The following is a 20,025-nucleotide window of genomic DNA, read 5'->3' as shown; positions in this document are numbered from 1 at the left end:
CAGTAGGTAAAATATGATAAGTTCAAAAAATTTAATTTATCATGAATTAATCGGTCTTAATCTTGAAGTAACCGATAGTTCTACTAAATCTTTAATTGGAATTAAAGGGAAAGTGATATATGAAACAAAAAAAACTTTTACTATTGAAACTTTAGATAATAATGAAAAATTATTAGCTAAAGATATTTCAATATTTCAATTTGAAGTTCCAGATGGAACTTATCTTGAAGTTGATGGGAAAATTTTGTTAAGTCGTCCAGAAGATCGGATAAAGAAGAGATATAAAAAAATTTAATCGGTGATATTATGGTTGGTCTTAATGTTCAAGAACCAGAAAAAGAATGTAATGATCCAAATTGTCCATTTCATGGTGATTTACCTGTAAGAGGACAAGTTCTTGAAGGAACTGTTACTACTAATAAAGCAGAAAGAACAGTTACTGTGGAACGTAGTTATTATAAATTCATTCGTAAATATGAAAGATATGAAAAAAGAAAATCAAGAATCAATGTTCACAAACCTGATTGTATTGATGTAAATGTTGGAGATGAAGTTAAAATAGCAGAATGTAGGCCTTTAAGTAAAACTAAACATTTTGTTATTGTTGAAGTAAAAGGAGAATAAATCATGAAAGCAATTACATCTAATGTTACAAAAGCATTACCTATTGGTGCAAGACTTTCTTGTGTTGACAATACTGGTGCTCGTGAAATTGAAATCATTTCAGTTAAAGGATTTAAAGGAGTACGTAGGAGAATAGACACAGCTGGTGTTGGTGATTTAGTTATTGCTTCAGTTAAAAAAGGTACTGCTGATATGAGAAGAGAAATTGTTCAAGCAGTTGTTGTAAGACAGAAAAAAGAATATAGGCGTGTTGATGGTCTTCGTGTTAAATTCGAAGATAATGCTGCTGTAATTATTACTCCAGAAGGATTATTAAAAGGATCTGAAATTAGGGGTCCAGTAGCAAAAGAAGCAGCTGACAGATGGCCTAGTGTAGGTAGTGCAGCTAGTATATTAGTATAGGTGATAAAATGTCAAAACAACCTAGAAAACAAAGAAAAGCACTTTATGAAGCACCATTGCACAAACGTAATGCTCGTATGGCTGCTACATTAAGTAAAGAATTAAGAGAAGATTTAGGTAGAAAATCTTTACCTGTTAAAGTAGGAGATAAAGTAAAAGTTCTCCGTGGTGATTTCAGAGACCAAGAAGGTAAAATTGAAACTGTTAACTATAAAAAATATACCGTAACAGTAGATGGTATAACTTTAAATAAAGCAGATGGAACTAATATTTATCTTCCAATTCACCCATCAAATTTGATGATTATTGACGTAGACTTAGATGACGAAAGAAGAAGTAAATCAAGTGAGGCAGAATAATGGCAAAAATGGGATCTAGAAAACATTTAAAAACTTATAAAGCTCCAAAAACCTGGCCTATTCATCCTAAAGAAAATACTTGGACTGTTAAACCTCAAGCTGGACCTCATTCTCTTGAAGATTCTTTAACTTTAATGGTTATTGTTAGAGATGTTTTAGCTCTCGGTGATAATTCTAGAGAAGCTAAAAGGGTTATTAACTCAGGTAATGTTTTAGTTGATGGTAGAGCTAGAAAAGATTACAAATTCCCTGTTGGATTTATGGATATTATTGCTATTCCTAAAACTGGGGAAAATTATAGGGTACTCTTAGATAATAAAAAAAGATTAACTTTACACCCTATTGATGATGGTAGCTTTAAATTATCTAAAATTACAAATAAAACCACTATTAAAGGTGGTATTACTCAATTAAATCTCCATGATGGTAGAAATATTTGTACTGAAGAAGAATTTTCTGTTGGGGATGTTATTAACTTAAAAGTACCTGAACAAGATATTGTTGAATCATATTCCTTAATTGAAGGTGCAACAGTTCTTGTAACTGGTGGTAAACACACTGGAGAGCTTGGTACTATAAAAGAAATTATTATCAATGAATCAACAAAACCAAATACTGTAATTATTGAAGACTCAAGTAAAAATCAATTCTTAACATTAAAAGATTATGTTTTTGTAGTTGGAAATGATAAACCAGTTATTTCTTTATTGGAGGTTAATAAATGAATCCAATGAATGAAGTTATTATTGCAAAAGCTACTGTAAATATTGGTGTAGGGGAAGCTGGTGATCAATTAACCAGAGCACTCAATTTAATTGAAAGTATGTTTGGACAAAAACCAGTTAGGACTTTTTCTAAAGTAACCAATCCTGAATTTGGTATTAGGAAAAGACAACCTATTGCTTGTAAAGTTACTTTACGTGGCGAAAAAGCAGATAATGCAATCAAAATGGTATTAGATGGTATTAACAATAATATCGAATCTACACAATTTGATTCTCAAGGTAATCTTTCTTTTGGTATTGCAGAACATATTGATATTCCTGGAATGAAATATGACCCTGATATAGGTATATTTGGTATGAATGTTTCAGTAACTTTTGAAAAACCAGGATATAGGATTAACAGAAGAAAAATCCAAAGTCATAAAGTTCCTAAAAGACACAGAATTACTAAAGAAGAGACTATGAAGTATATGAAAGAAAACTTTAATGTTAACTATGTTGACTTAGAAGGAGAAGACGAATAAATAGGTGATACTGTGGCAAGAAAATATGGTAGAGGTTCTAAAAAATGTTCTAGATGTGGAGATCATTCTGCTATGGTTAGTAGATATGGTATCAATCTTTGTAGACAATGTTTTAGAGAAGTAGCTCCTAAAATAGGATTTAAAAAATATAATTAGAGGTGTATTAAATGACTCTTATGGACCCTCTTGCAGATGCTTTAACTAATATTAGGAACAATGAGTTACAAGTAAATTCTACTTGTACTATTCGTCCTGCATCCAAATTAATTGGACATGTTTTAAGTGTTATGAAAAAAGAGAATTATATTAGTAATTTTGAATATGTTGATGACGAAAAAGCAGGTATATTCCAAGTTGAATTAGATGGTAACATCAATCAATGTGGTGTAATTAAACCTCGTCATGCTGTTAAAAAAGATGAATTTGAAAAATTTGAAAAAAGATATTTGCCAGCAAAAAATTTCGGTATATTAATAGTCACTACTCCTGAAGGAATTATGACTCATAAAGATGCTAAATCTAAAGGAATTGGTGGACGTTTGTTGGCTTACATGTATTAGGTGATTAAAAATGGTATTAGCTGCAGCTTTAAGGGAAGAACTTGAAATCCCTGACGGCGTTGAAGTTATATTAGATGAAGAGGTCACTGTAAAAGGACCTCAAGGTGAACTTAGTAGGAAATTTAACTATCCTAATATAAAAATTTCCGAAGATGATGGTAAAATAGTTTTAGATGTTGATTTTCCAAAAAGTAGAGATAAATCTATGATTGGTACTATCAAAGCTCATATTTCCAATATGATGATTGGTGTAACAGATGGTTTTACATACACTATGAAAATAGTCTTTGCACACTTTCCAATGACTGTAAAAGTTAATGGTAATACTGTAACAATTGATAATTTCGTAGGTGAAAGACACCCAAGGACTTCCAAAATTGTTGGAGACGATACAAAAGTTACAGTTAAAGGGGACCAAGTTATTATAACTGGTATTAATAAAGAGCATGTTGGTCAAACTATGGCTAACTTAGAACAAGCAACTAAAATTAAAGGCAAAGATCCTAGGGTATTCCAAGATGGAATTTATTTAGTTAGTAAAGAATAGTCGATGAGTAAACAATTTAAAAGACAAGAATACGCTAGATATAAAAAACTTGGAGATAAATGGAGAAAACCTAGAGGAAGAACTAGTAAAATGAGAAGATATGAAGCAGGAAAGCCAAAAATGCCTGCAATAGGTTATGGATCTCCTAAAGAAGCTAGGAACTTACACCCTTCAGGTTATGAAGATGTTCTTGTTTACAACTTAAAAGAATTAGAAAACTTAGATCCGGCAACTCAAGCTGCTAGAATAAGTTCTTCTATCGGTAAAAATAAAAAATCTGTGATGTTAGAAAAAGCATTAAAACTTGGAATAAAAGTTTTAAACAAATAATTTTATTCAATTTACTTTTATTATAAATATTATTTTATTATAAAGGGGACTTAAATATTTTAAGTAGTATTAATAAATGGAGGTTAATTAATGAATCTTACTACTCAAAAAAGATTAGCTGCAGATATTCTTAAAGTAGGACTCAACCGTGTATGGATTGATCCAGAAAAAATAGAAGAAGTATCAAGGGCTATTACTAGAGATGGAGTTAGGCAGTTAATCAATCAAGGGGCTATTAAAGCTAAACCTAAAACTGGTATTAGCAGTTACAGGTCTAAAAAAATAGCACAACAAAAGAAAAAAGGAAAACGTAAAGGTAAAGGTAGTGTTAAAGGAGCAAAACACGCAAGAACTCCTAAAAAACAAGCTTGGATGTCTACTATCAGAGCTTTAAGAACTGATTTAAGGGATATGCGTGATGCTGGAGAAATCGATGCTACTACATATAGAAAATTATATAAAATGGCAAAAGGTGGAGCATTTAGAAGTAAATCTTATATGAAAAACTATGCTCGTGACCATGATATGATTAAAAACTAGGAGTGAATAGAATGGCACAAGGTTCAAATTATAAAGTAGCATTTAGAAGAAGAAGAGAAGGAAAAACTGACTATGCTCAAAGATTTAGATTAGCTGATTTAGATACACCTAGATTAGTTGTCAGAGTTTCTAACGCTAATGTAATTGTTCAAATTATAAATATTCGTAATGGTGGAGATGAAACCGTTGTATCAGCTCACAGTAAAGAACTTAGAAAATTAGGTTGGTTAGGCGGTTCTAAAAATACTAGTGCAGTATACTTAACTGGTTATTTATGTGCTAAAAAAGCATTAAATGCAGATGTTGATTATGCAGTATTAGATATTGGATTAAAATCTTCTATCAAAGGTTCAAAAGTTTTTGCTGCTCTTAAAGGGGCAGTTGATGCTGGTTTAGAAGTTCCTCATGGAGAATCTGTTCTTCCAGAAGATGATCGTGTAACTGGTCAATCTATTGCAGATTATGCAGAATCATTAAGTGAAGATGAAGTAAATAAAAAATTCTCACAATATATTGAAAGAGGTCTTCAACCTGCTGATTTACCTAATCATTTTAATGAAATTTTAAATAAAATTGATGAGGCTGAGGTATAAATATGAGTTTTAATATGGAAGAATGGGAACCTAAGACCAATGTCGGTAGAATGGTTAAAGATGGAACCATTACTGATATTGATGAAATATTTGAAAAAGGTCTCTCAATAATGGAATTAGAAATTATCGATGCATTACTCCCTGATTTAGAAGAGGAAGTAATGGATGTTAACTTAGTTCAAAGAATGCACAAATCTGGTAGAAAAGTTAATTTTAGAGTTATTGTTGCAGTTGGTAACAAAAACGGTTATGTTGGTTTAGGCCAAGGTAAAGCTAGAGAAGTAGGTCCTGCAATTAGAAAAGCTGTTGATAATGCTAAATATAATATTATCAAAGTTAGAAGAGGTTGTGGGGATTGGGGTTGTGTTTGTGGAAGACAACACACTGTTCCTTTCAAAGTCTACGGTAAAGCTGGTAGTGTAAATTGTAAATGTTACTCTTATGCCTGCTCCTGCAGGTGTAGGTCTTGCTATTGGTGATGTAGGTAAAACCATTATGTCTCTTGCAGGTTATGAAGATGTATGGTCTCAAACTAGTGGTCAAACTCAAACTACTATTAACTTTGCAAATGCAGTTTTTGATGCATTAAAAGAAGTATGTAAAGTTAAAGCAAGTGAAAATGATCTTAAAGCAATGGGAGTTATATCCAAATAGATGGTGATTTTATGTTTTTAGTAATAAGAATTAGAGGAAGAACTGGTGTTAAAAAAGGTATCTCTGATACTATGGACATGTTAAGACTCAATAGAATTAGCCATGCTGTATTAATTGATGAAAATGACAGTTACAAAGGTATGCTCCAAAAAGCTAAAGATTATATTACGTGGGGAGAAGTTGATGTTGAAACTTTAAGTAAAATTATCTCTAAAAGAGGTAGACTTGTTGGGGATGTACACATTAGTGATGAATACCTTCAAGAAAATACTGATTATAAATCTATCGAAGAATTAGCTAATGCTTTAATAGATGGTGAAGTCAAAGCACAAGATGTTGGTATGAAACCTGTATTCCGTTTCCACCCTCCTAGAAAAGGTTACAAAGGAATTAGAAAACCTGTTACTGAAGGTGGATCTTTAGGTTACCGTGGTGAAGATATTAATGATCTTGCTTTAAGAATGGCATAATTTAGGTGATTAATATGATTAGACAAAAACGTAAAATTACTAAACAACGAGGAACCAGAACTAATGGTGGTGGAGTTGTTAAAAATCGTAGAGGTTATGGTAACAAAGGTGGAAGAGGTAAAGCAGGTGCTGGAAAACAACATTGGACCAAAACTGTAATTGAAAATAAAAATTACTTTGGAAAATATGGTTTCAAAAGACCTCAAAAAATGATTAAAAAAGTTAATCCTGTAAACATCAGTTACTTGGAAGAACAAAGTGATGCTTTAATTGAAAAAGGATTAGCTGCTAAAGAGGGAGATTCTATTGTTATTGATGTAACTGATTTAGGTTATGATAAAGTTTTAGCTAAAGGTAACATTAGTAAAAAATTAGTTGTTAAATCTCCTAAATTCTCCGAATCTGCTAAGTTCAAAATTGAAGAGGCAGGTGGAGAAGCAGTAGAATTGTAAATATTGAATTGTAAATATTATTATTTATTTATTATTTTATTATTATTATTTAATTAATATTATATTAGTAAAAAATTTTCATTAACTTAAAATTAAAGAAGAATTTAATGATCGAGGTAAACTATGAGTAGTTTAGATGTATTAACTCCAATTTTTAAATTTTTACCTGAAGTTAAAGCTCCTATACATAGACAAGATTTTAAGGAGAAAGCTAAATGGACTATTTTAGTTTTAGTCTTATATTTTATTCTTTCTGAAATACCTTTGTATGGTTTAAGTTCAGGTGCAGTAGATCAATTTGCGCAATTAAGGGCTGTTATGGCTGGAAGTTTTGGTTCTATTCTTACCCTTGGTATTGGACCTATTATTACAGCATCAATTGTTCTTCAATTATTAGTTGGTGCTAAATTATTAAACTTAGATTTATCTACTCACCATGATAAAGCCCTTTTCCAAAGTACTCAAAAAATTTTAGCAATACTTTTTACTATATTCGAAGCTATTGTTTTAGTATTAACAGGAAGTTTATCTCCTATTGACAATTCTTATTTCGGTGTATTATTATTACAACTTGTAATTGGTGCTGTTTTGATTTTATACCTTGATGAAGTTGTTTCTAAATGGGGATTCGGTAGTGGAATAGGTTTATTTATTGCAGCAGGTGTGGCTGAACAAATTGTCGTAGGTACTTTTAATTTTATCCCGACTGCTAGTGGTGCTCTTCCAGGAATTATTCCAGGATTTATCCAAGCATTATTTGCAGGGGCTCCTGACTTTACAGTACTAATCCCATTATTTGCTACTATCGTTGTATTTTTAGTTGCAGTATATGGAGAAAGTATGAGAGTAGAAATTCCTATTTCTCATGGTCAAGTTAAAGGTCATGGAAGAATTAGAGGAGCAGTAGGAAAATATCCTTTAAAATTCATCTATGCAAGTAATATGCCAGTCATTTTAACTAGTGCACTTTTAGTTAATGTTTCATTAATTGCAAGTATTTTCCAAAAAGTTGGTTTCCCTATTTTAGGTCAAGTACAACAAGGTAAAGCAGTTAGTGGTCTTGCATTATGGTTATCTACTCCTTCAGGTTTAAGTGTAATTTTAACTAATCCTCTTAGAGTAATATTTTATGCAATTATATACTTAGCATGTTGTGTATTATTCTCATGGTTATGGGTTGAAATTAGTGGATTAAATGCTAGAGAAGTTTCTAAAAAATTATATCAATCAGGTATACAAATTCCTGGTTTTAGAAGTAGTAAAAGACAATTATATAAGATTATGAAAAAATATATTCCTGCATTAACCGTTCTTGGAGGTTTGTTTGTAGGATTATTAGCATTTGGTGCTGATTTAACTGGAGCTCTTGGTGGAGGTACTGGGGTACTTCTTACTGTAGGTATTGTTTATAGGTTATATGAGGAAATTGCTCAAGAACAACTTATGGAAATGCATCCAATGTTAAGAAATTTCTTAGGACAATAATTTAATAAAATTATTAATAATTTAAAAATTAATTGAGGTAGAAAAATGACATTAGTAGTTTTGACTGGTATTCCAGGCTCTGGCAGTACAACAATACTTAATAAAACTTTAGAAAAAGTTGATTATCTTCATTTAAATTATGGGGATGTTATGACTCAGATTGCTATTGATAATAATGTTGTTGAAAATAGAGATCAATTAAGAAAATTATCTCCTGAAACTCAAAAAAATATTCAAAAGCAAGCTGCAGCTAAAATTAGTGAAGAATCTCAAAGTAATAATGTTATTGTTGATACTCATTGTACTATTAGTACTCCAAAAGGATTCCTTCCAGGTCTTCCTAAATGGGTACTTGAAGATTTAAATCCTGATTTATTTATTTTAGTTGAAGCTAACCCTGATGAGATTATTTACAGAAGACTTAATGATGATACTCGTGAAAGGGATGTTGAAAGAGTCAAAGATATTCAACTTCACCAAGAAATGAATAGGGCCGCTGCAATGGCTTATGCAACATTGACTGGTGCTACTGTTAAAATAATTGAAAATCATGACAATCATTTAGATTCTACAATTAGAAAAATGGTTGAACTTTTAGAATAATCGAAATTTTTTAATTTTATGAGGTAATAATATGTCAGGATTTTTTGATTCAATAATTGGTGTTATGAACAGTATTTTTGGTCCTATTTTAGCTCATGATCCTACACCAAATAATCCAATCTTAACAATATTAATAATATCTTTTATTGTTTCTCTTGTTACTACGGTTGCGAATAAATATTTGGTGGATCAAAAAGAATTAGCTAAAAACCAAAAAGAAATGAAAGAATTCCAAAATGAGTTTAAAAAAGCTCAACAAAGTGGTGATCAAAAGCAAATTGCTAAAATGCAAGCTAAACAAACAGAAATGATGCAGAAAAATAGTAAGATGATGACTCAGCAATTTAAACCAATGATTGCTACTATGATTCCAATTTTACTTGTATTTTATTGGATGAGATTTTCTGCTGTTTCACATACTGTTGTAATCTTACCACCTCTTGTTTATTATTGTACATTAGTACCGGTATTCCATTTTATAGGTCCTCTCATACCAGGTTATGGTGCAGTTAATCCACTTGCTCCAGCATGGAGTATTGGTTGGTTAATGTGGTATATGATTTGTACATTTGGAATGTCTCAAATACTAAGAAAATATATGGGATTCGAACAAGGATTTTAGTAAAATTTAAATAGTTTTTTAATTTTTAAAATCATTGTTAATTGTTCAATTAATTTTGATTTTTTAATTAAATTTTATTTTTATTTTACTTATTAGAATATAATCTAAAGATTTTTTAAAACTCATGTTTATTAATAACAAAAAGCAATATAATATTATTAATAATTATTTCAATAAATAATAATATTCAATTATATTATTTTATTCAAATTTAATGTATTAAAAAAAATAAAGTTAATTAGGTGATATAATGCCTGCAAATAGGTTTAGATCTCATTCATATAGAAAAATGAATAAAAGAACTCCTGGTGGAGTAAATGTTTTAAGGTATAAAAAGAAAAAACCTGCTAAGCATGTTTGTGCAGAGTGTGGAGCACTTTTACATGGTGTCCCACGTGGTCGTCCATATGAAATTAATAAATTATCCAAATCTCAAAAAAGACCAAACCGCCCATTTGGTGGTAACTTATGTCCTAAATGTGCTCGTAAGCATTTCAAAAATGAGGCTAGGAAATAATGATTATAACAATCGGTGGTCCTGCAGGTAGTGGAACTACAACTGCAGCAAAAGTATTATCAGAAGAACTTAATATTCCTTATTTATCAACTGGAGCCATATTTAGGGATATGGCTAAAGAACATGAGATGACTGCAGTGGAATTTAGTAAGTTCGCTGAAAATAATACAGACATCGATAAAGAAATTGATAAAAGACAAGCTGATATTGCTAAAGAATCTGGAAACATTATTGTTGAAGGTAGATTATCAGCATATTTTATTGAAGCAGATCTTAAAGTGTGGTTAACAGCCCCATTAAAAATACGTGCTGAAAGGGTTCATGATAGAGAGTCAAAGTCTATAGAACAAGCCGCAAATGAAATTAAAATAAGAGAAGAAAGTGAAGCTTCAAGATATAAGGAAATACATGGTATTGATGTTTATGATTATGATGTTTATGATGTAGTTTTAAATTCAGATTCATTTAGTCCAAAAAGTATTTCCCAAATTATTTTAAATATTTTAAAGGTGATATAATGGCATCAATCGAAATTGGTAGAGTATGTGTTAAAACTGCTGGTAGAGAAGCTGGCGAAAAATGTGTAATTGTTGAAGTAATTGATGAAAGTTTTGTAGAAGTTGTAGGTACTGATGTTAAAAATAGACGTTGTAATATTAACCATTTAGAACCTACTGCTGACACTGTTGAAGTTTCTGGTGATATTGAAGCAGTTAAAGCAGCTTTAGAATCTTTATAGAACAATTTATATTGTTTTATAAATTTCATCAATCTTTTTTTTAATAATAATTCACAAATATATTTAAATTAAATTATAATTTAATTTATAATGTTTTTTTAATAATTTAATTTTATTTCTTTCAAATAATTTTTAATATAATGTTAATTTAAGCTTTTATTAATTTTCTATAGATCTATTAGTAAATTTTAATTTACTTCTACTTTTAAGATTTTTTACTATTCTCTTTATTTATTATTAAATTATATATTTAATATTTTCATATTATCACTTTAGATTTTACTAATTTTATTTTTATTTGTAGATGTTTACCAAATTTTTATTATAAATCATTTATAAACAAGTATAATAAAAGTTTAGTAATTTTCTATAAATTCGAATAATAGTAAAGATTATTATTTGTTTTATTCAAATTATATTATGGTGTAAAAATGGCAGAACTCATTGAAAAATCTCATAGTGAAACAGATTATAAATATGGATTAGACCCTTACAAACGCCCTATTGAAGAGCATATTAATAAAGGAGTTATTAATTTAGATAAACCTTCAGGTCCTACCTCTCATGAAGTGGATTCTTGGGTTTTAAAAATCTTAAATGCTAATAAAACAGGTCATGGAGGAACTCTTGATCCTAAGGTTACTGGGATTTTACCTATGGGAATTAATTCTGCTACTCGTTCTATTCAACTTTTATCCTCTGCAGCTAAGGAATATGTATGTCTTATGAATATTCATGCATCTTTAGATGAAGATAAAATTAGAGAAATATTCGATGAATTTACAGGCAAAATATTCCAGATGCCACCTGTTAAATCAGCGGTTAAAAGAGAATTACGTGCAAGAAATATTTATTATGCAAACATTGCAGAAATTGAAGATAGGTATGTTTTATTTAGGATAGGTTGTGAAGCTGGAACATACGTTAGAACATATTGTCATGATATAGGTGAGGCTTTAGGTTGTGGTGCCCATATGGCAGAACTTAGAAGAACTCAAGTTGGTTCTTTTAGTGAAGATAATAATCTTGTTACTCTTCAAGATTTAACTGATGCATACTATTATTATACGCATGAAGATAGTGAAGAGGAAATTCGAAAAATTATTATGCCCATGGAAGAGGCAGCAGCACATATGCCTAAGATTTATGTTAAAGATTCTACTGTTGCATCACTTACTCATGGAGCAGATCTTGCAGCAGGGGGAATATCAATTTTATCTAATAATATCCGCTCAGGAGATAATGTTGCTATTTTTACTTTAAAACAAGAATTAATAGGTTCTGGAATTAGTAGATATTCCTCTGAAGAAATTATAGAAGCTGATGGTGGCATTGTTTTAACTACAAATCATATTTTTATGGAAGAGGATATTTATCCGGTTTCTTGGAAATAATCTGTATATAATTTTTTATTACTATTATTTGAAATAATTAATTAAATTTTATTATATTCCATGAATCATTTATTAAAATTTTTTATTATTTTAGGAAATCTATTTTTTCTATAAAATTGTAGTAATTATCCAAACCTTTATATATAAAAAATTTATAATATTATTACATCTTATTATATTAATATGTAATAGGTATAAGTTTATTAACTTATTTTTTTTAATTGGTATTTATAACACTTGTATGTACTAAGATGGTTATGATACTTAATGCCGAGATAGTCTAGCCTGGTAAGGCGCAAGACTGGAAATCTTGTGGAGATCTCTCCTCCTGGGTTCAAATCCCAGTCTCGGCGTTTATTGGTAATTTTCAATTTATTAATTTAATTTTTTTTATGATTTTAACTCTAAGTTATTTTCTTTAATTTAATTTTTTTAATAATTGTAATTAACTAATAATTTGTATGCTTAGATTGCTTTTAATCTAAGTTTTTGATTGTAAAAACTGTGTTTTGTAAAACTTTTTTTAATTTACTTTAAGTTTTTAAGAAAATTTTACAAAATATTCGAATCTATATTCATCTCATAGGTTCGCTCTAAAAATATGGAGGTTAATAAAATGGCAGATGAAGAATTTAAACATTTAGTACGTATTTCAAGAAAGGACGTAAGTGGTAATAAAACTTTCGAATATGCTTTAACTGATATTAAAGGTATTGGTTTGTCTTTATCTAGAACTATCGGTCTTATCTTAGATTTCGATTTAGATCAAAAAGTCGGATATATATCTGATGAAGATGTATTAAAAATCGAAGAAATTTTAGAAGATCCTAAGAAATTTGGCATACCTGATTGGATGTTAAATAGGAGAAACGATTATACTACTGGTGAAACTACTCATTTAATTGAATCTGATCTTGATATGACTTTAAGAGATGATTTAAACAGAATGAAAAAGTCCAGAAGTTATAAAGGTAGAAGACACGAAGTTGGCTTACCTGTTAGAGGTCAAAGGACTAAATCTACATTTAGACATGGTTCTTCTGTAGGTGTTAGTCGTAGCAGATAAGGATTAATAACTTTTTTTAAAATTATTCTTATGAAATTTTATGATATAATAATTATATAGGAGATATTATTATGGGACATCCACGTAAAGCAAGAAAAAAATATAATACCCCTCCTCATCCTTGGAATGCTGAAAGAATCAAATCAGAAAACAAGTTAATGGTTAAATACGGCTTAAAAAATAAAAAAGAAATTTGGAAAGCTGATACTTTAGTTAGGAAATACAGTAGGGAAGCAAGGTATTTACTTGGTTTTTCTCAAGATCAAGCTGTTGAAGAAAAAAATGAATTATTAGGGCACTTAGTCAGAATCGGTGTTTTATCTGAAGATGCTCATCTTGAAGACATTCTTAATTTAAATGTTGAGGATATTTTAAGAAGGAGATTACAAACTGTTGTTTACCGTAAAGGTTTAGCACGTACTGCTAAAGAAGCTAGAATGTTTGTTGTTCATGGTCATATTGCTATGAATGGTAAAAAAATAGATTCTCCAAGTTATATGGTTAAAAGAGGAGAAGAAGAGGTTGTAGGTTTCTACGGTAACTCATCTGTAGCTAAACAAATTGAAGAATATAATAATAACAAAGCGAAAGCTGATGAAAAATCTGAATAGTAGGTGTAACTATGGCAAAAGATGAAAAATGGGGAATAGCGAATATTTATTCATCATTTAATAACACTATTATAACTGTAACTGATATTACCGGTGCTGAAACTATTACTCAATGGTCTGGTGGAAAAGTTGTACGTTCTGATAGACAAGAATCCTCTCCTTTTGCAGCTATGGAAGCAGCAACTCGTGCAGCTGAAGATGCTAAAGAGAAAGGTTTCATCGGATTACATATTAAAGTAAGAGCTCCTGGTGGAAATGGGCCTAGAAGTCCGGGTCCAGGTGCACAAGCAACTATCCGTGCTTTAGCAAGAGCTGGTATTAAAATTGGTAAAATTGAAGATATAACTCCAATCCCTCACGATGGTACTGGTCGTCCTGGTGGTAAAAGGGGTAGAAGAGTATAAGAAGGTTTTTTAAAATGGAGATTGAAGTCAAGAGTAAAAAAGATGATGAAATTATTTTCATTATCCGTGATGCAAATGTACCTTTTGTCAATGCTATTAGAAGAACTGCAATGATGTCTGTTCCTAAATTAGCGATTGAGGATGTTAATATTATTAAAAATGATTCCGCAATGTTTGATGAAGTACTTGCTCATAGATTAGGTTTAACTCCTTTAATTTCAGATTTGAAGTCTATTGAAGGTCTAGTTATTGGTGATGAATGCGATTGTGAAGATTATTGTTCAAAATGTAGTGTTTCATTCACTTTAGTTAAAAAAGGACCTGGAGTTGTCTATTCTAAAGATTTAGTCTCTTCTGACCCTAATATCAAACCTGTTTATGACACAATCCCTTTAGTAACTCTTAAAGAAAATGAAGAAATTGAGCTCGAAGCTGTAGCTAAATTAGGTTTTGGTAAAGATCATGCTAAATGGATGCCAACTACTGTTTGTGCATATAAACAATATCCTAAAATAACTTTTAATACTGATGTAGACCCTGATTATGATTGTGCTTCAAAATGTCCAAAAGGTATTTTAAAATCAGATAAAAGATCTAAAAAAATTAAAGTATTGGATATTGAGAATTGTTCAATGTGTAAAAGTTGTGTTAGAGCTTGTGTCAATGATTATATTCAAGTTGGATATGAAGAAAATAATTTTATTTTTAAGATAGAAACGGATGGATCAATGCCTCCAAAAGAGGTTTTATTAAAAGCTTGTGATGTTTTATCAGCTAAAACAGATGAGCTAATTGAATTTAGTAAAGGAGGAAATAAATAATGGTTAAGAAAGTATATAAAACAAATCCTAACCTTATTAAACTTATTAGAACTCTCAGAAAAAAATCTAATGAAGAGAATGTAGCTATATGGAAAGTTGTTGCATCTAAACTTGAAAGGTCTAATAGAAGAACTGCTGAAGTTAATATATCTTCAATTAATAGATATGCTCATGAAGATGAGGTAGTTTTAGTTCCTGGTAAAGTTTTATCAAACGGAAATTTAGATAAAAAAGTAACTGTTGCAGCATTAAAGTTCTCCGAGACTGCTGTTGAAAAAATTAATAGCGCTGGAGGAAAATGCCTTACTATTAGTGAAATTCTTGAAGAAAATCCTAAAGGTAGTAAAATTAGGATTATGGAATAAATTAGCAGTGGTGTTATTATGATTATTAATGGTGATGGATGCATTTTAGGAAGACTTGCTAGTGTAGTAAGTAAATCACTTCTCAATGGTGAAGAAATTATAGTTATTAATGCTGAAAAAATAATGATTACTGGTAATAAGGATTGGGCTTATGCAAAATATAAACAACGAGTAGATAGGAAAAGTATCTCAAACCCTAGAGATTTAGGTCCTAAATATCCTCACAGACCAGATGATATATTTAGAAGAACTGTAAGAGGAATGTTGCCTATGAAAAAAACCAAAGGTAGAACAGCATACAAAGGATTAAAAGCTTTTGTTGGGGTTCCTGCAGAATATGCAGATTCTGAACTTAGTTCAGTTCCTCAAGCAGAATACGAGAATGTTAAAAAAGGAATAGAATTAGGCGAAATTTCAAAATTATTAGGTGCTAAATTCTAAATGTTTTAGGGATGTGTGATTATGAAAGTTGTTCATACTAGTGGAAAACGTAAAACTGCTATTGCAAGAGGTACAGTTAAAGAAGGTACTGGTAGAATAAGAATCAATAAAAAACCTTTGGAACTTTACTCTCCAGAACTTGCAAGATTAAAATTACAAGAACCTTTAGATATTGCAGGAGATATTGTCAATAATGTGGATATCACTGTGAGAGTTAGAGGTGGAGGAGTTATGGGTCAAGCTGAAGCTGCTCGTATGGTTATTGCAAAAGGTTTAGTTCAATATACTAATGATATGGATTTAAAAGATAAATATGTACATTATGATAGAACTATGCTTGTAGGAGATCCAAGAAGATCCGAACCTAAAAAATACGGTGGTCCTGGAGCTAGAGCTCGTAAACAAAAAAGTTACAGGTAATTTAGTTATTTTTTTGTTTTATCATCCGGGCTTAATTAGAAATTTAAATTTTAATTAATTAATTATTATTTAAAATTTTTATTTTTATTAATCCTTGATTATTTATAATTAAATTTATTTTTATTTTAATAAAAGATTTTATTTAAAAAAAAACGGAAATAGATGGTTTAAAATGATTCCTATTAGATGTATTAGTTGTGGTAAACCAGTATCTGCATACTTTGATGAATATAATAGAAGATTAGAAGATGGTGAAAATTCTAAAGATATATTGGATGATCTTGGTTTAAGCAGGTACTGTTGTAGAAGAATGTTGATTTCTCATGTTCAAACTTGGGAATAAATAAATAATTTTCATTAATTAATGAGTTTATTTATTTTCATTTAAATAAAGATTTTATAAGTCTTTAAACTTTCAATTAAATAAGATTTTTATAAAAAACATAGGAATATTTTTTTTATAAATCTTTATTTCAATTCTTTTAATTTAATAGGTATGTTAATTTAGGAGATAAAAAAATGACTAGAGAAGATTTAACCAGATTTGAAAAAGCAAGAATTTTAGGTGCAAGAGCTATTCAACTTTCTATGGGTGCAGAACCACAAGTTGAAGTTAATAGTTCATTAGATCCTATTGACATAGCTTATCAAGAATTAGAAGCTAATGTTTTACCTTTAGATGTTCTAAGAGAAATATTAACTGAAGAACCTAATGATAATTCTTAGAATCTGGGTCTTTATTGATTTATTAAAAAATAAATAATTAGATTTATAAATTATTTTATATAATATAAAATAGTTTAGATAATTTAGTTTTAATTATTTAATAAAACTATTATAGTATTAATAAACAAAGTATCCAATTAAAAATTTAAATACTTAGTTTATTAATATAAATACTATGATTGAATTTTTAAATTTTTTAATAGATTTAATCATATAAAAAAATAAATAAAAAATATCATAAGGATCTATAAAAGAAAATACTGTTTTTTAAATGATTATTTTTTTTAAAATAATCTCATTATAGATATTAGGGTAATAAATTGAATATGCACTTGAGGTGTTTTTTTGGATAGTATTATAGAAGATGTCCGAGTTAGAAAAATATTGGATTCTAGAGGCAATCCTACCGTTGAAGTAGAGATTATTACTTGGAATGGTATAGGTAGGGCTGCTGCACCTAGCGGGGCCAGCACTGGTTCTAGGGAAGTAATGTCTTTTCCTGAAGGTGGAGTAGATAAAGTCATTGCCGAAATTGAAGATATTATTTCATCTGAACTCATTGGAATGGATGCTGAATATTTATCTGACATTGACTCAGTTTTAAGGGAAGTTGATGGAACAGATAATATGTCTATTATTGGTGGTAATACTACTGTAGCAGTATCTATGGCAGCAGCTAAAGCTGCAGCATCATCTTACAATTTACCTTTATACAAATTCTTAGGGGGAAATATGAAAAATGAACTGCCATTTCCCCTTGGAAACATGATGAATGGCGGAGCTCATGCAGGTTCTAATGCGCCAGATATTCAAGAATTCTTAGTAGTTCCTGTTGGTGCAAAAAATATATCTGAAGCTGTCTTTGCTAATGTTTCAGTTCATAAAAAACTTAAAGAATTAATTTCTCTTAAGGATTCAAACTTTACAGGAGGTAAAGGTGATGAAGGTGGATGGGTACCTAATGTAAGTAATGATACTGCATTAGAGATTCAAACACAAGCATGTGAAGAAGTATCAAATGAACTTGGATTTGAAATAAAACCTGCACTTGATATGGCTTCATCTGAATTCTGGGACAATGATAAGGGTAAATATGTATATGGTCAAGATGGAATAGAAAGAGATATTGGTGAACAGGTAGAATATGTTAAAGATATCATTGAAACATATGGAATGTTTTATGTAGAAGATCCATTTGATGAAAATGATTTTGAAGGATTCTCACAATTAACTGCAGCATGTGGAGATAAATGTCTTATTTGTGGTGATGATTTATTTGTTACAAATAGTGAAATCCTTAAAAAAGGTATAGAACAAAAGGCAGCTAATGCAATTATTATTAAACCAAATCAAATAGGTTCATTATCTCAAACCTATGCAACTGTTAAATTAGCTAAAGAAAATAATGTTGTTCCTGTAGTATCACATAGATCTGGTGAAACTACTGATGAGACAATTGCACATTTAGCTGTAGCATGGGGTTCTCCTATTATTAAAACTGGTGCAGTTGGTGGAGAGAGAATAGCAAAACTTAATGAACTTATAAGGAATTATCTGATCCTACAATGACTAGTATTAAATAATTCACATTAAAATTTAAATTTAAGCATGATATTATGGTTTTAATTACTATAAACGAGGATAAATGTGAAGGTTCATCTTGCGCTGAATGTGTTGACATTTGTCCTATGGAAATATTATTAATAGATGAAAATAAAATAATTATTACAAATCAAGATGAATGTAGCATATGTGAAGTATGTATGGATGTATGTCCAGAAATGGCTATTGAAGTTATTGATAATTAATAATTAATAAAATTTAAAAATTTTACTCAAAAATTAAAAACAATAAAATTAAATGATGGTGATAGTGTGTCAGAACTTTTAATACAATTAGATAATTATTTAGCAGCAGGTTTACATATTGGAACTCAACAAAAAACTAGTGATATGGAAAAATATATTTTCCGTGTAAGGTCCGATGGTTTACATGTTTTAGATATTAGGAAAACTGATGAAAGAATTCAAAAAGTAGCTATGTTTTTAGCAAAATATGATCCTCAAGATATTTTGGTTGTATCTACCAGATTATATGGTCAAGCACCAGTTAAAAAATTCGGAGAAGTTATTGGATGTAAAACTATTCCTGGAAGATTTATCCCTGGAACCTTAACTAATCCGGAATATGCTAAATTCATTGAACCTAAAGTTATTGTTGTAACTGATCCTAGATCTGATAGTCAAGCTATATTAGAAGCTAAACAAAACGGTATTCCTGTTGTAGGTTTATGTGATACTGAAAATTTACTCAGTTACATTGACTTATGTGTCCCTGTTAACAACAAAGGTAAAAAAGCTATTGCTTTAGTTTACTGGTTACTTGCAAGGCAAATCTTAAGAGAAAAAGAAATTATTCCTGAAGATGGTGAGTTGGACTTAGAACCAGCTGACTTTGAATTAAAATTCTAATTTTAATTTTTTCTCTTTTAAATTAACATTTTTTTTAATTAATTTTTTTAATTCTTATATTATACCTGTTTTTATAATTTTCATATGTTTGAAAATTAAACTCTTTTAAATCTTTCTAATCTTTTTATTTCTTTTTAAATCTTTTAATTCTTTTTATCCTTATTTAATTTTTATTTGTTTTATTGATGAATTTAATTTTAAAAAATTATATTTATCTTTAATTTATATAATAAAATTAATTTAGGGGTCTGAATTTTTCAGTTCTCAGATAATTGTTGTATGGCTGTTTTTGAGTTAAATCCTTGTGATATGATTAAGGTTCCTAAAAATACATTTAGATATACTGTTTTTTCAATAGATTTTGGTGTATATTTATGGATTTATCTTAAGTTAAGTCCTTGTTTTAGTAATTTGAAAAAATCTTCTATTTTTCCTCTAATTGGTTTGAAATTTTTCCATTTGTCTAATTTTTTTAATAATTCATCTTTTAGATTATCAAAAAATCTTTTTTCTCTTTTAATTTTCTTTGTTTTCATAAATGATGATAATGGGTAGGATAA

General features: G+C 29.5%; 33 protein-coding genes, 1 tRNA gene and 2 pseudogenes. 35 read left to right on the top strand and 1 reads right to left on the bottom strand.

The annotated features are described in order from the left end of the window. The first annotated feature begins 13 nt into the window (after positions 1 to 13). The 35 genes and pseudogenes from rnp1 to rpsB all read left to right on the top strand — a co-directional run bounded on the left by rnp1 (position 14) and on the right by rpsB (position 19,465). Positions 14 to 295 (top strand): ribonuclease P protein component 1, encoded by a 282-nt coding sequence (rnp1, locus tag QZ146_RS05945; protein WP_295722751.1) that lies wholly within the window; start codon positions 14 to 16, stop codon positions 293 to 295. A gap of 11 nt (positions 296 to 306) precedes the next feature. Then, positions 307 to 624 (top strand): 30S ribosomal protein S17, encoded by a 318-nt coding sequence (locus tag QZ146_RS05940; RefSeq protein WP_295722749.1) that lies wholly within the window; start codon positions 307 to 309, stop codon positions 622 to 624. Between the two features lie 3 nt (positions 625 to 627). Then, positions 628 to 1,026 carry a 50S ribosomal protein L14 gene (locus QZ146_RS05935; protein ID WP_295722748.1) on the top strand — a complete coding sequence of 133 codons (399 nt, stop codon included), beginning with the start codon at positions 628 to 630 and terminating at the stop codon, positions 1,024 to 1,026. Between the two features lie 8 nt (positions 1,027 to 1,034). After that, positions 1,035 to 1,385 carry a 50S ribosomal protein L24 gene (gene rplX / locus QZ146_RS05930; RefSeq protein WP_295722746.1) on the top strand — a complete coding sequence of 117 codons (351 nt, stop codon included), beginning with the start codon at positions 1,035 to 1,037 and terminating at the stop codon, positions 1,383 to 1,385. Beyond that, positions 1,385 to 2,110, top strand: a complete 726-nt coding sequence (locus tag QZ146_RS05925; RefSeq protein ID WP_295722745.1) for a 30S ribosomal protein S4e — start codon at positions 1,385 to 1,387, stop codon at positions 2,108 to 2,110. Before rplX ends, QZ146_RS05925 begins: the two co-directional genes overlap by 1 nt. Then, a complete protein-coding gene (locus QZ146_RS05920; protein ID WP_295722744.1) occupies positions 2,107 to 2,634 on the top strand; it encodes a 50S ribosomal protein L5 in 528 nt (175 codons plus the stop codon). The genes QZ146_RS05925 and QZ146_RS05920 overlap by 4 nt, the downstream gene beginning before the upstream one ends. A gap of 12 nt (positions 2,635 to 2,646) precedes the next feature. Beyond that, the gene (locus QZ146_RS05915) at positions 2,647 to 2,790 is read left to right on the top strand and encodes a 30S ribosomal protein S14 (protein WP_295722743.1); all 144 of its coding nucleotides are present in this window, start codon (positions 2,647 to 2,649) and stop codon (positions 2,788 to 2,790) included. Positions 2,791 to 2,801: 11 nt separating this feature from the next. Next, positions 2,802 to 3,194, top strand: coding sequence for a 30S ribosomal protein S8 (locus QZ146_RS05910; RefSeq protein ID WP_295722742.1), 393 nt, complete (start codon positions 2,802 to 2,804; stop codon positions 3,192 to 3,194). Positions 3,195 to 3,204: 10 nt separating this feature from the next. Continuing rightward, on the top strand, positions 3,205 to 3,741 hold the full coding sequence (locus QZ146_RS05905) for a 50S ribosomal protein L6 (RefSeq protein WP_295722741.1): 537 nt from the start codon (positions 3,205 to 3,207) through the stop codon (positions 3,739 to 3,741). Positions 3,742 to 3,744: 3 nt separating this feature from the next. Then, positions 3,745 to 4,071, top strand: a complete 327-nt coding sequence (locus tag QZ146_RS05900) for a 50S ribosomal protein L32e (RefSeq protein ID WP_295722739.1) — start codon at positions 3,745 to 3,747, stop codon at positions 4,069 to 4,071. A gap of 90 nt (positions 4,072 to 4,161) precedes the next feature. Then, entirely contained in the window at positions 4,162 to 4,611 is a 450-nt protein-coding gene (locus QZ146_RS05895; RefSeq protein WP_295722738.1) for a 50S ribosomal protein L19e, read from the top strand. An 11-nt stretch (positions 4,612 to 4,622) separates the two neighbouring features. Then, positions 4,623 to 5,204, top strand: a complete 582-nt coding sequence (locus QZ146_RS05890) for a 50S ribosomal protein L18 (protein WP_295722737.1) — start codon at positions 4,623 to 4,625, stop codon at positions 5,202 to 5,204. Between the two features lie 2 nt (positions 5,205 to 5,206). Further along, positions 5,207 to 5,858: pseudogene (rpsE, locus tag QZ146_RS05885) on the top strand (30S ribosomal protein S5). An 11-nt stretch (positions 5,859 to 5,869) separates the two neighbouring features. Further along, the gene (locus QZ146_RS05880) at positions 5,870 to 6,328 is read left to right on the top strand and encodes a 50S ribosomal protein L30 (protein ID WP_295722735.1); all 459 of its coding nucleotides are present in this window, start codon (positions 5,870 to 5,872) and stop codon (positions 6,326 to 6,328) included. Between the two features lie 14 nt (positions 6,329 to 6,342). Continuing rightward, on the top strand, positions 6,343 to 6,780 hold the full coding sequence (locus QZ146_RS05875; RefSeq protein ID WP_295722734.1) for an uL15m family ribosomal protein: 438 nt from the start codon (positions 6,343 to 6,345) through the stop codon (positions 6,778 to 6,780). A gap of 123 nt (positions 6,781 to 6,903) precedes the next feature. Beyond that, positions 6,904 to 8,265, top strand: coding sequence for a preprotein translocase subunit SecY (gene secY / locus QZ146_RS05870; protein WP_295722733.1), 1,362 nt, complete (start codon positions 6,904 to 6,906; stop codon positions 8,263 to 8,265). Positions 8,266 to 8,310: 45 nt separating this feature from the next. Beyond that, positions 8,311 to 8,868, top strand: coding sequence for an adenylate kinase (locus QZ146_RS05865; protein ID WP_295722732.1), 558 nt, complete (start codon positions 8,311 to 8,313; stop codon positions 8,866 to 8,868). A 31-nt stretch (positions 8,869 to 8,899) separates the two neighbouring features. Then, positions 8,900 to 9,490 carry a DUF106 domain-containing protein gene (locus tag QZ146_RS05860; RefSeq protein WP_295722731.1) on the top strand — a complete coding sequence of 197 codons (591 nt, stop codon included), beginning with the start codon at positions 8,900 to 8,902 and terminating at the stop codon, positions 9,488 to 9,490. A gap of 250 nt (positions 9,491 to 9,740) precedes the next feature. Then, on the top strand, positions 9,741 to 10,007 hold the full coding sequence (locus QZ146_RS05855) for a 50S ribosomal protein L34e (RefSeq protein ID WP_295722730.1): 267 nt from the start codon (positions 9,741 to 9,743) through the stop codon (positions 10,005 to 10,007). Then, positions 10,007 to 10,525 (top strand): (d)CMP kinase, encoded by a 519-nt coding sequence (gene cmk / locus QZ146_RS05850; RefSeq protein ID WP_295722729.1) that lies wholly within the window; start codon positions 10,007 to 10,009, stop codon positions 10,523 to 10,525. The genes QZ146_RS05855 and cmk overlap by 1 nt, the downstream gene beginning before the upstream one ends. Next, entirely contained in the window at positions 10,525 to 10,746 is a 222-nt protein-coding gene (locus QZ146_RS05845; protein ID WP_295722728.1) for a 50S ribosomal protein L14e, read from the top strand. Before cmk ends, QZ146_RS05845 begins: the two co-directional genes overlap by 1 nt. A gap of 431 nt (positions 10,747 to 11,177) precedes the next feature. Next, positions 11,178 to 12,140 carry an RNA-guided pseudouridylation complex pseudouridine synthase subunit Cbf5 gene (locus QZ146_RS05840; RefSeq protein WP_295722727.1) on the top strand — a complete coding sequence of 321 codons (963 nt, stop codon included), beginning with the start codon at positions 11,178 to 11,180 and terminating at the stop codon, positions 12,138 to 12,140. Positions 12,141 to 12,409: 269 nt separating this feature from the next. Further along, a tRNA-Ser gene (locus QZ146_RS05835) sits at positions 12,410 to 12,493 on the top strand. 263 nt (positions 12,494 to 12,756) lie between these two features. Next, on the top strand, positions 12,757 to 13,206 hold the full coding sequence (locus QZ146_RS05830) for a 30S ribosomal protein S13 (protein ID WP_295722726.1): 450 nt from the start codon (positions 12,757 to 12,759) through the stop codon (positions 13,204 to 13,206). Positions 13,207 to 13,277: 71 nt separating this feature from the next. Further along, complete coding sequence (locus tag QZ146_RS05825; protein ID WP_295722725.1) at positions 13,278 to 13,817, top strand: 30S ribosomal protein S4; 540 nt, start codon at positions 13,278 to 13,280, stop codon at positions 13,815 to 13,817. Positions 13,818 to 13,828: 11 nt separating this feature from the next. After that, positions 13,829 to 14,221 (top strand): 30S ribosomal protein S11, encoded by a 393-nt coding sequence (locus QZ146_RS05820; protein ID WP_295722724.1) that lies wholly within the window; start codon positions 13,829 to 13,831, stop codon positions 14,219 to 14,221. A 14-nt stretch (positions 14,222 to 14,235) separates the two neighbouring features. Further along, positions 14,236 to 15,042: a DNA-directed RNA polymerase subunit D gene (locus QZ146_RS05815; RefSeq protein WP_295722723.1), complete on the top strand. Its 807-nt coding sequence runs from the start codon at positions 14,236 to 14,238 to the stop codon at positions 15,040 to 15,042. Further along, positions 15,042 to 15,407 carry a 50S ribosomal protein L18e gene (locus QZ146_RS05810; RefSeq protein ID WP_295722722.1) on the top strand — a complete coding sequence of 122 codons (366 nt, stop codon included), beginning with the start codon at positions 15,042 to 15,044 and terminating at the stop codon, positions 15,405 to 15,407. The genes QZ146_RS05815 and QZ146_RS05810 overlap by 1 nt, the downstream gene beginning before the upstream one ends. Before the next feature lie 18 nt (positions 15,408 to 15,425). Beyond that, entirely contained in the window at positions 15,426 to 15,848 is a 423-nt protein-coding gene (locus QZ146_RS05805; protein ID WP_295722721.1) for a 50S ribosomal protein L13, read from the top strand. A gap of 18 nt (positions 15,849 to 15,866) precedes the next feature. After that, on the top strand, positions 15,867 to 16,268 hold the full coding sequence (locus QZ146_RS05800) for a 30S ribosomal protein S9 (RefSeq protein WP_295722765.1): 402 nt from the start codon (positions 15,867 to 15,869) through the stop codon (positions 16,266 to 16,268). A gap of 172 nt (positions 16,269 to 16,440) precedes the next feature. Beyond that, complete coding sequence (locus tag QZ146_RS05795; RefSeq protein WP_295722720.1) at positions 16,441 to 16,611, top strand: DNA-directed RNA polymerase subunit N; 171 nt, start codon at positions 16,441 to 16,443, stop codon at positions 16,609 to 16,611. Between the two features lie 176 nt (positions 16,612 to 16,787). Then, on the top strand, positions 16,788 to 16,994 hold the full coding sequence (locus QZ146_RS05790; RefSeq protein WP_295722718.1) for a DNA-directed RNA polymerase subunit K: 207 nt from the start codon (positions 16,788 to 16,790) through the stop codon (positions 16,992 to 16,994). 345 nt (positions 16,995 to 17,339) lie between these two features. Next, on the top strand, positions 17,340 to 18,563 hold the full coding sequence (gene eno / locus QZ146_RS05785) for a phosphopyruvate hydratase (protein WP_295722717.1): 1,224 nt from the start codon (positions 17,340 to 17,342) through the stop codon (positions 18,561 to 18,563). Positions 18,564 to 18,610: 47 nt separating this feature from the next. Beyond that, on the top strand, positions 18,611 to 18,802 hold the full coding sequence (locus QZ146_RS05780) for a 4Fe-4S binding protein (protein ID WP_295722716.1): 192 nt from the start codon (positions 18,611 to 18,613) through the stop codon (positions 18,800 to 18,802). 66 nt (positions 18,803 to 18,868) lie between these two features. Beyond that, positions 18,869 to 19,465 (top strand): 30S ribosomal protein S2, encoded by a 597-nt coding sequence (rpsB, locus tag QZ146_RS05775; protein ID WP_295722715.1) that lies wholly within the window; start codon positions 18,869 to 18,871, stop codon positions 19,463 to 19,465. Between the two features lie 257 nt (positions 19,466 to 19,722). Here the strand turns inward: rpsB and QZ146_RS05770 are convergent. Next, a pseudogene (locus QZ146_RS05770) lies at positions 19,723 to 20,025 on the bottom strand (IS5/IS1182 family transposase); the annotation flags it as partial.

Source organism: uncultured Methanobrevibacter sp. (genome assembly GCF_905235195.1).
In the GTDB taxonomy this organism is placed as follows: domain Archaea; phylum Methanobacteriota; class Methanobacteria; order Methanobacteriales; family Methanobacteriaceae; genus Methanarmilla.
Note: the sequence above shows the minus strand (reverse complement) of the source record. Positions and strands in the feature narration are given on the sequence as shown.

Bases quoted from the DNA above. Each gene is read 5' to 3' on its own strand.
- rnp1 (WP_295722751.1), top strand. From the start codon at position 14: ATGATAAGTTCAAAAAATTTAATTTATCATGAATTAATCGGTCTTAAT.
- QZ146_RS05940 (WP_295722749.1), top strand. From the start codon at position 307: ATGGTTGGTCTTAATGTTCAAGAACCAGAAAAAGAATGTAATGATCCA.
- QZ146_RS05935 (WP_295722748.1), top strand. From the start codon at position 628: ATGAAAGCAATTACATCTAATGTTACAAAAGCATTACCTATTGGTGCA.
- rplX (WP_295722746.1), top strand. From the start codon at position 1,035: ATGTCAAAACAACCTAGAAAACAAAGAAAAGCACTTTATGAAGCACCA.
- QZ146_RS05925 (WP_295722745.1), top strand. From the start codon at position 1,385: ATGGCAAAAATGGGATCTAGAAAACATTTAAAAACTTATAAAGCTCCA.
- QZ146_RS05920 (WP_295722744.1), top strand. From the start codon at position 2,107: ATGAATCCAATGAATGAAGTTATTATTGCAAAAGCTACTGTAAATATT.
- QZ146_RS05910 (WP_295722742.1), top strand. From the start codon at position 2,802: ATGACTCTTATGGACCCTCTTGCAGATGCTTTAACTAATATTAGGAAC.
- QZ146_RS05905 (WP_295722741.1), top strand. From the start codon at position 3,205: ATGGTATTAGCTGCAGCTTTAAGGGAAGAACTTGAAATCCCTGACGGC.
- QZ146_RS05900 (WP_295722739.1), top strand. From the start codon at position 3,745: ATGAGTAAACAATTTAAAAGACAAGAATACGCTAGATATAAAAAACTT.
- QZ146_RS05895 (WP_295722738.1), top strand. From the start codon at position 4,162: ATGAATCTTACTACTCAAAAAAGATTAGCTGCAGATATTCTTAAAGTA.
- QZ146_RS05890 (WP_295722737.1), top strand. From the start codon at position 4,623: ATGGCACAAGGTTCAAATTATAAAGTAGCATTTAGAAGAAGAAGAGAA.
- QZ146_RS05880 (WP_295722735.1), top strand. From the start codon at position 5,870: ATGTTTTTAGTAATAAGAATTAGAGGAAGAACTGGTGTTAAAAAAGGT.
- QZ146_RS05875 (WP_295722734.1), top strand. From the start codon at position 6,343: ATGATTAGACAAAAACGTAAAATTACTAAACAACGAGGAACCAGAACT.
- secY (WP_295722733.1), top strand. From the start codon at position 6,904: ATGAGTAGTTTAGATGTATTAACTCCAATTTTTAAATTTTTACCTGAA.
- QZ146_RS05865 (WP_295722732.1), top strand. From the start codon at position 8,311: ATGACATTAGTAGTTTTGACTGGTATTCCAGGCTCTGGCAGTACAACA.
- QZ146_RS05860 (WP_295722731.1), top strand. From the start codon at position 8,900: ATGTCAGGATTTTTTGATTCAATAATTGGTGTTATGAACAGTATTTTT.
- QZ146_RS05855 (WP_295722730.1), top strand. From the start codon at position 9,741: ATGCCTGCAAATAGGTTTAGATCTCATTCATATAGAAAAATGAATAAA.
- cmk (WP_295722729.1), top strand. From the start codon at position 10,007: ATGATTATAACAATCGGTGGTCCTGCAGGTAGTGGAACTACAACTGCA.
- QZ146_RS05845 (WP_295722728.1), top strand. From the start codon at position 10,525: ATGGCATCAATCGAAATTGGTAGAGTATGTGTTAAAACTGCTGGTAGA.
- QZ146_RS05840 (WP_295722727.1), top strand. From the start codon at position 11,178: ATGGCAGAACTCATTGAAAAATCTCATAGTGAAACAGATTATAAATAT.
- QZ146_RS05830 (WP_295722726.1), top strand. From the start codon at position 12,757: ATGGCAGATGAAGAATTTAAACATTTAGTACGTATTTCAAGAAAGGAC.
- QZ146_RS05825 (WP_295722725.1), top strand. From the start codon at position 13,278: ATGGGACATCCACGTAAAGCAAGAAAAAAATATAATACCCCTCCTCAT.
- QZ146_RS05820 (WP_295722724.1), top strand. From the start codon at position 13,829: ATGGCAAAAGATGAAAAATGGGGAATAGCGAATATTTATTCATCATTT.
- QZ146_RS05815 (WP_295722723.1), top strand. From the start codon at position 14,236: ATGGAGATTGAAGTCAAGAGTAAAAAAGATGATGAAATTATTTTCATT.
- QZ146_RS05810 (WP_295722722.1), top strand. From the start codon at position 15,042: ATGGTTAAGAAAGTATATAAAACAAATCCTAACCTTATTAAACTTATT.
- QZ146_RS05805 (WP_295722721.1), top strand. From the start codon at position 15,426: ATGATTATTAATGGTGATGGATGCATTTTAGGAAGACTTGCTAGTGTA.
- QZ146_RS05795 (WP_295722720.1), top strand. From the start codon at position 16,441: ATGATTCCTATTAGATGTATTAGTTGTGGTAAACCAGTATCTGCATAC.
- QZ146_RS05790 (WP_295722718.1), top strand. From the start codon at position 16,788: ATGACTAGAGAAGATTTAACCAGATTTGAAAAAGCAAGAATTTTAGGT.
- QZ146_RS05780 (WP_295722716.1), top strand. From the start codon at position 18,611: ATGGTTTTAATTACTATAAACGAGGATAAATGTGAAGGTTCATCTTGC.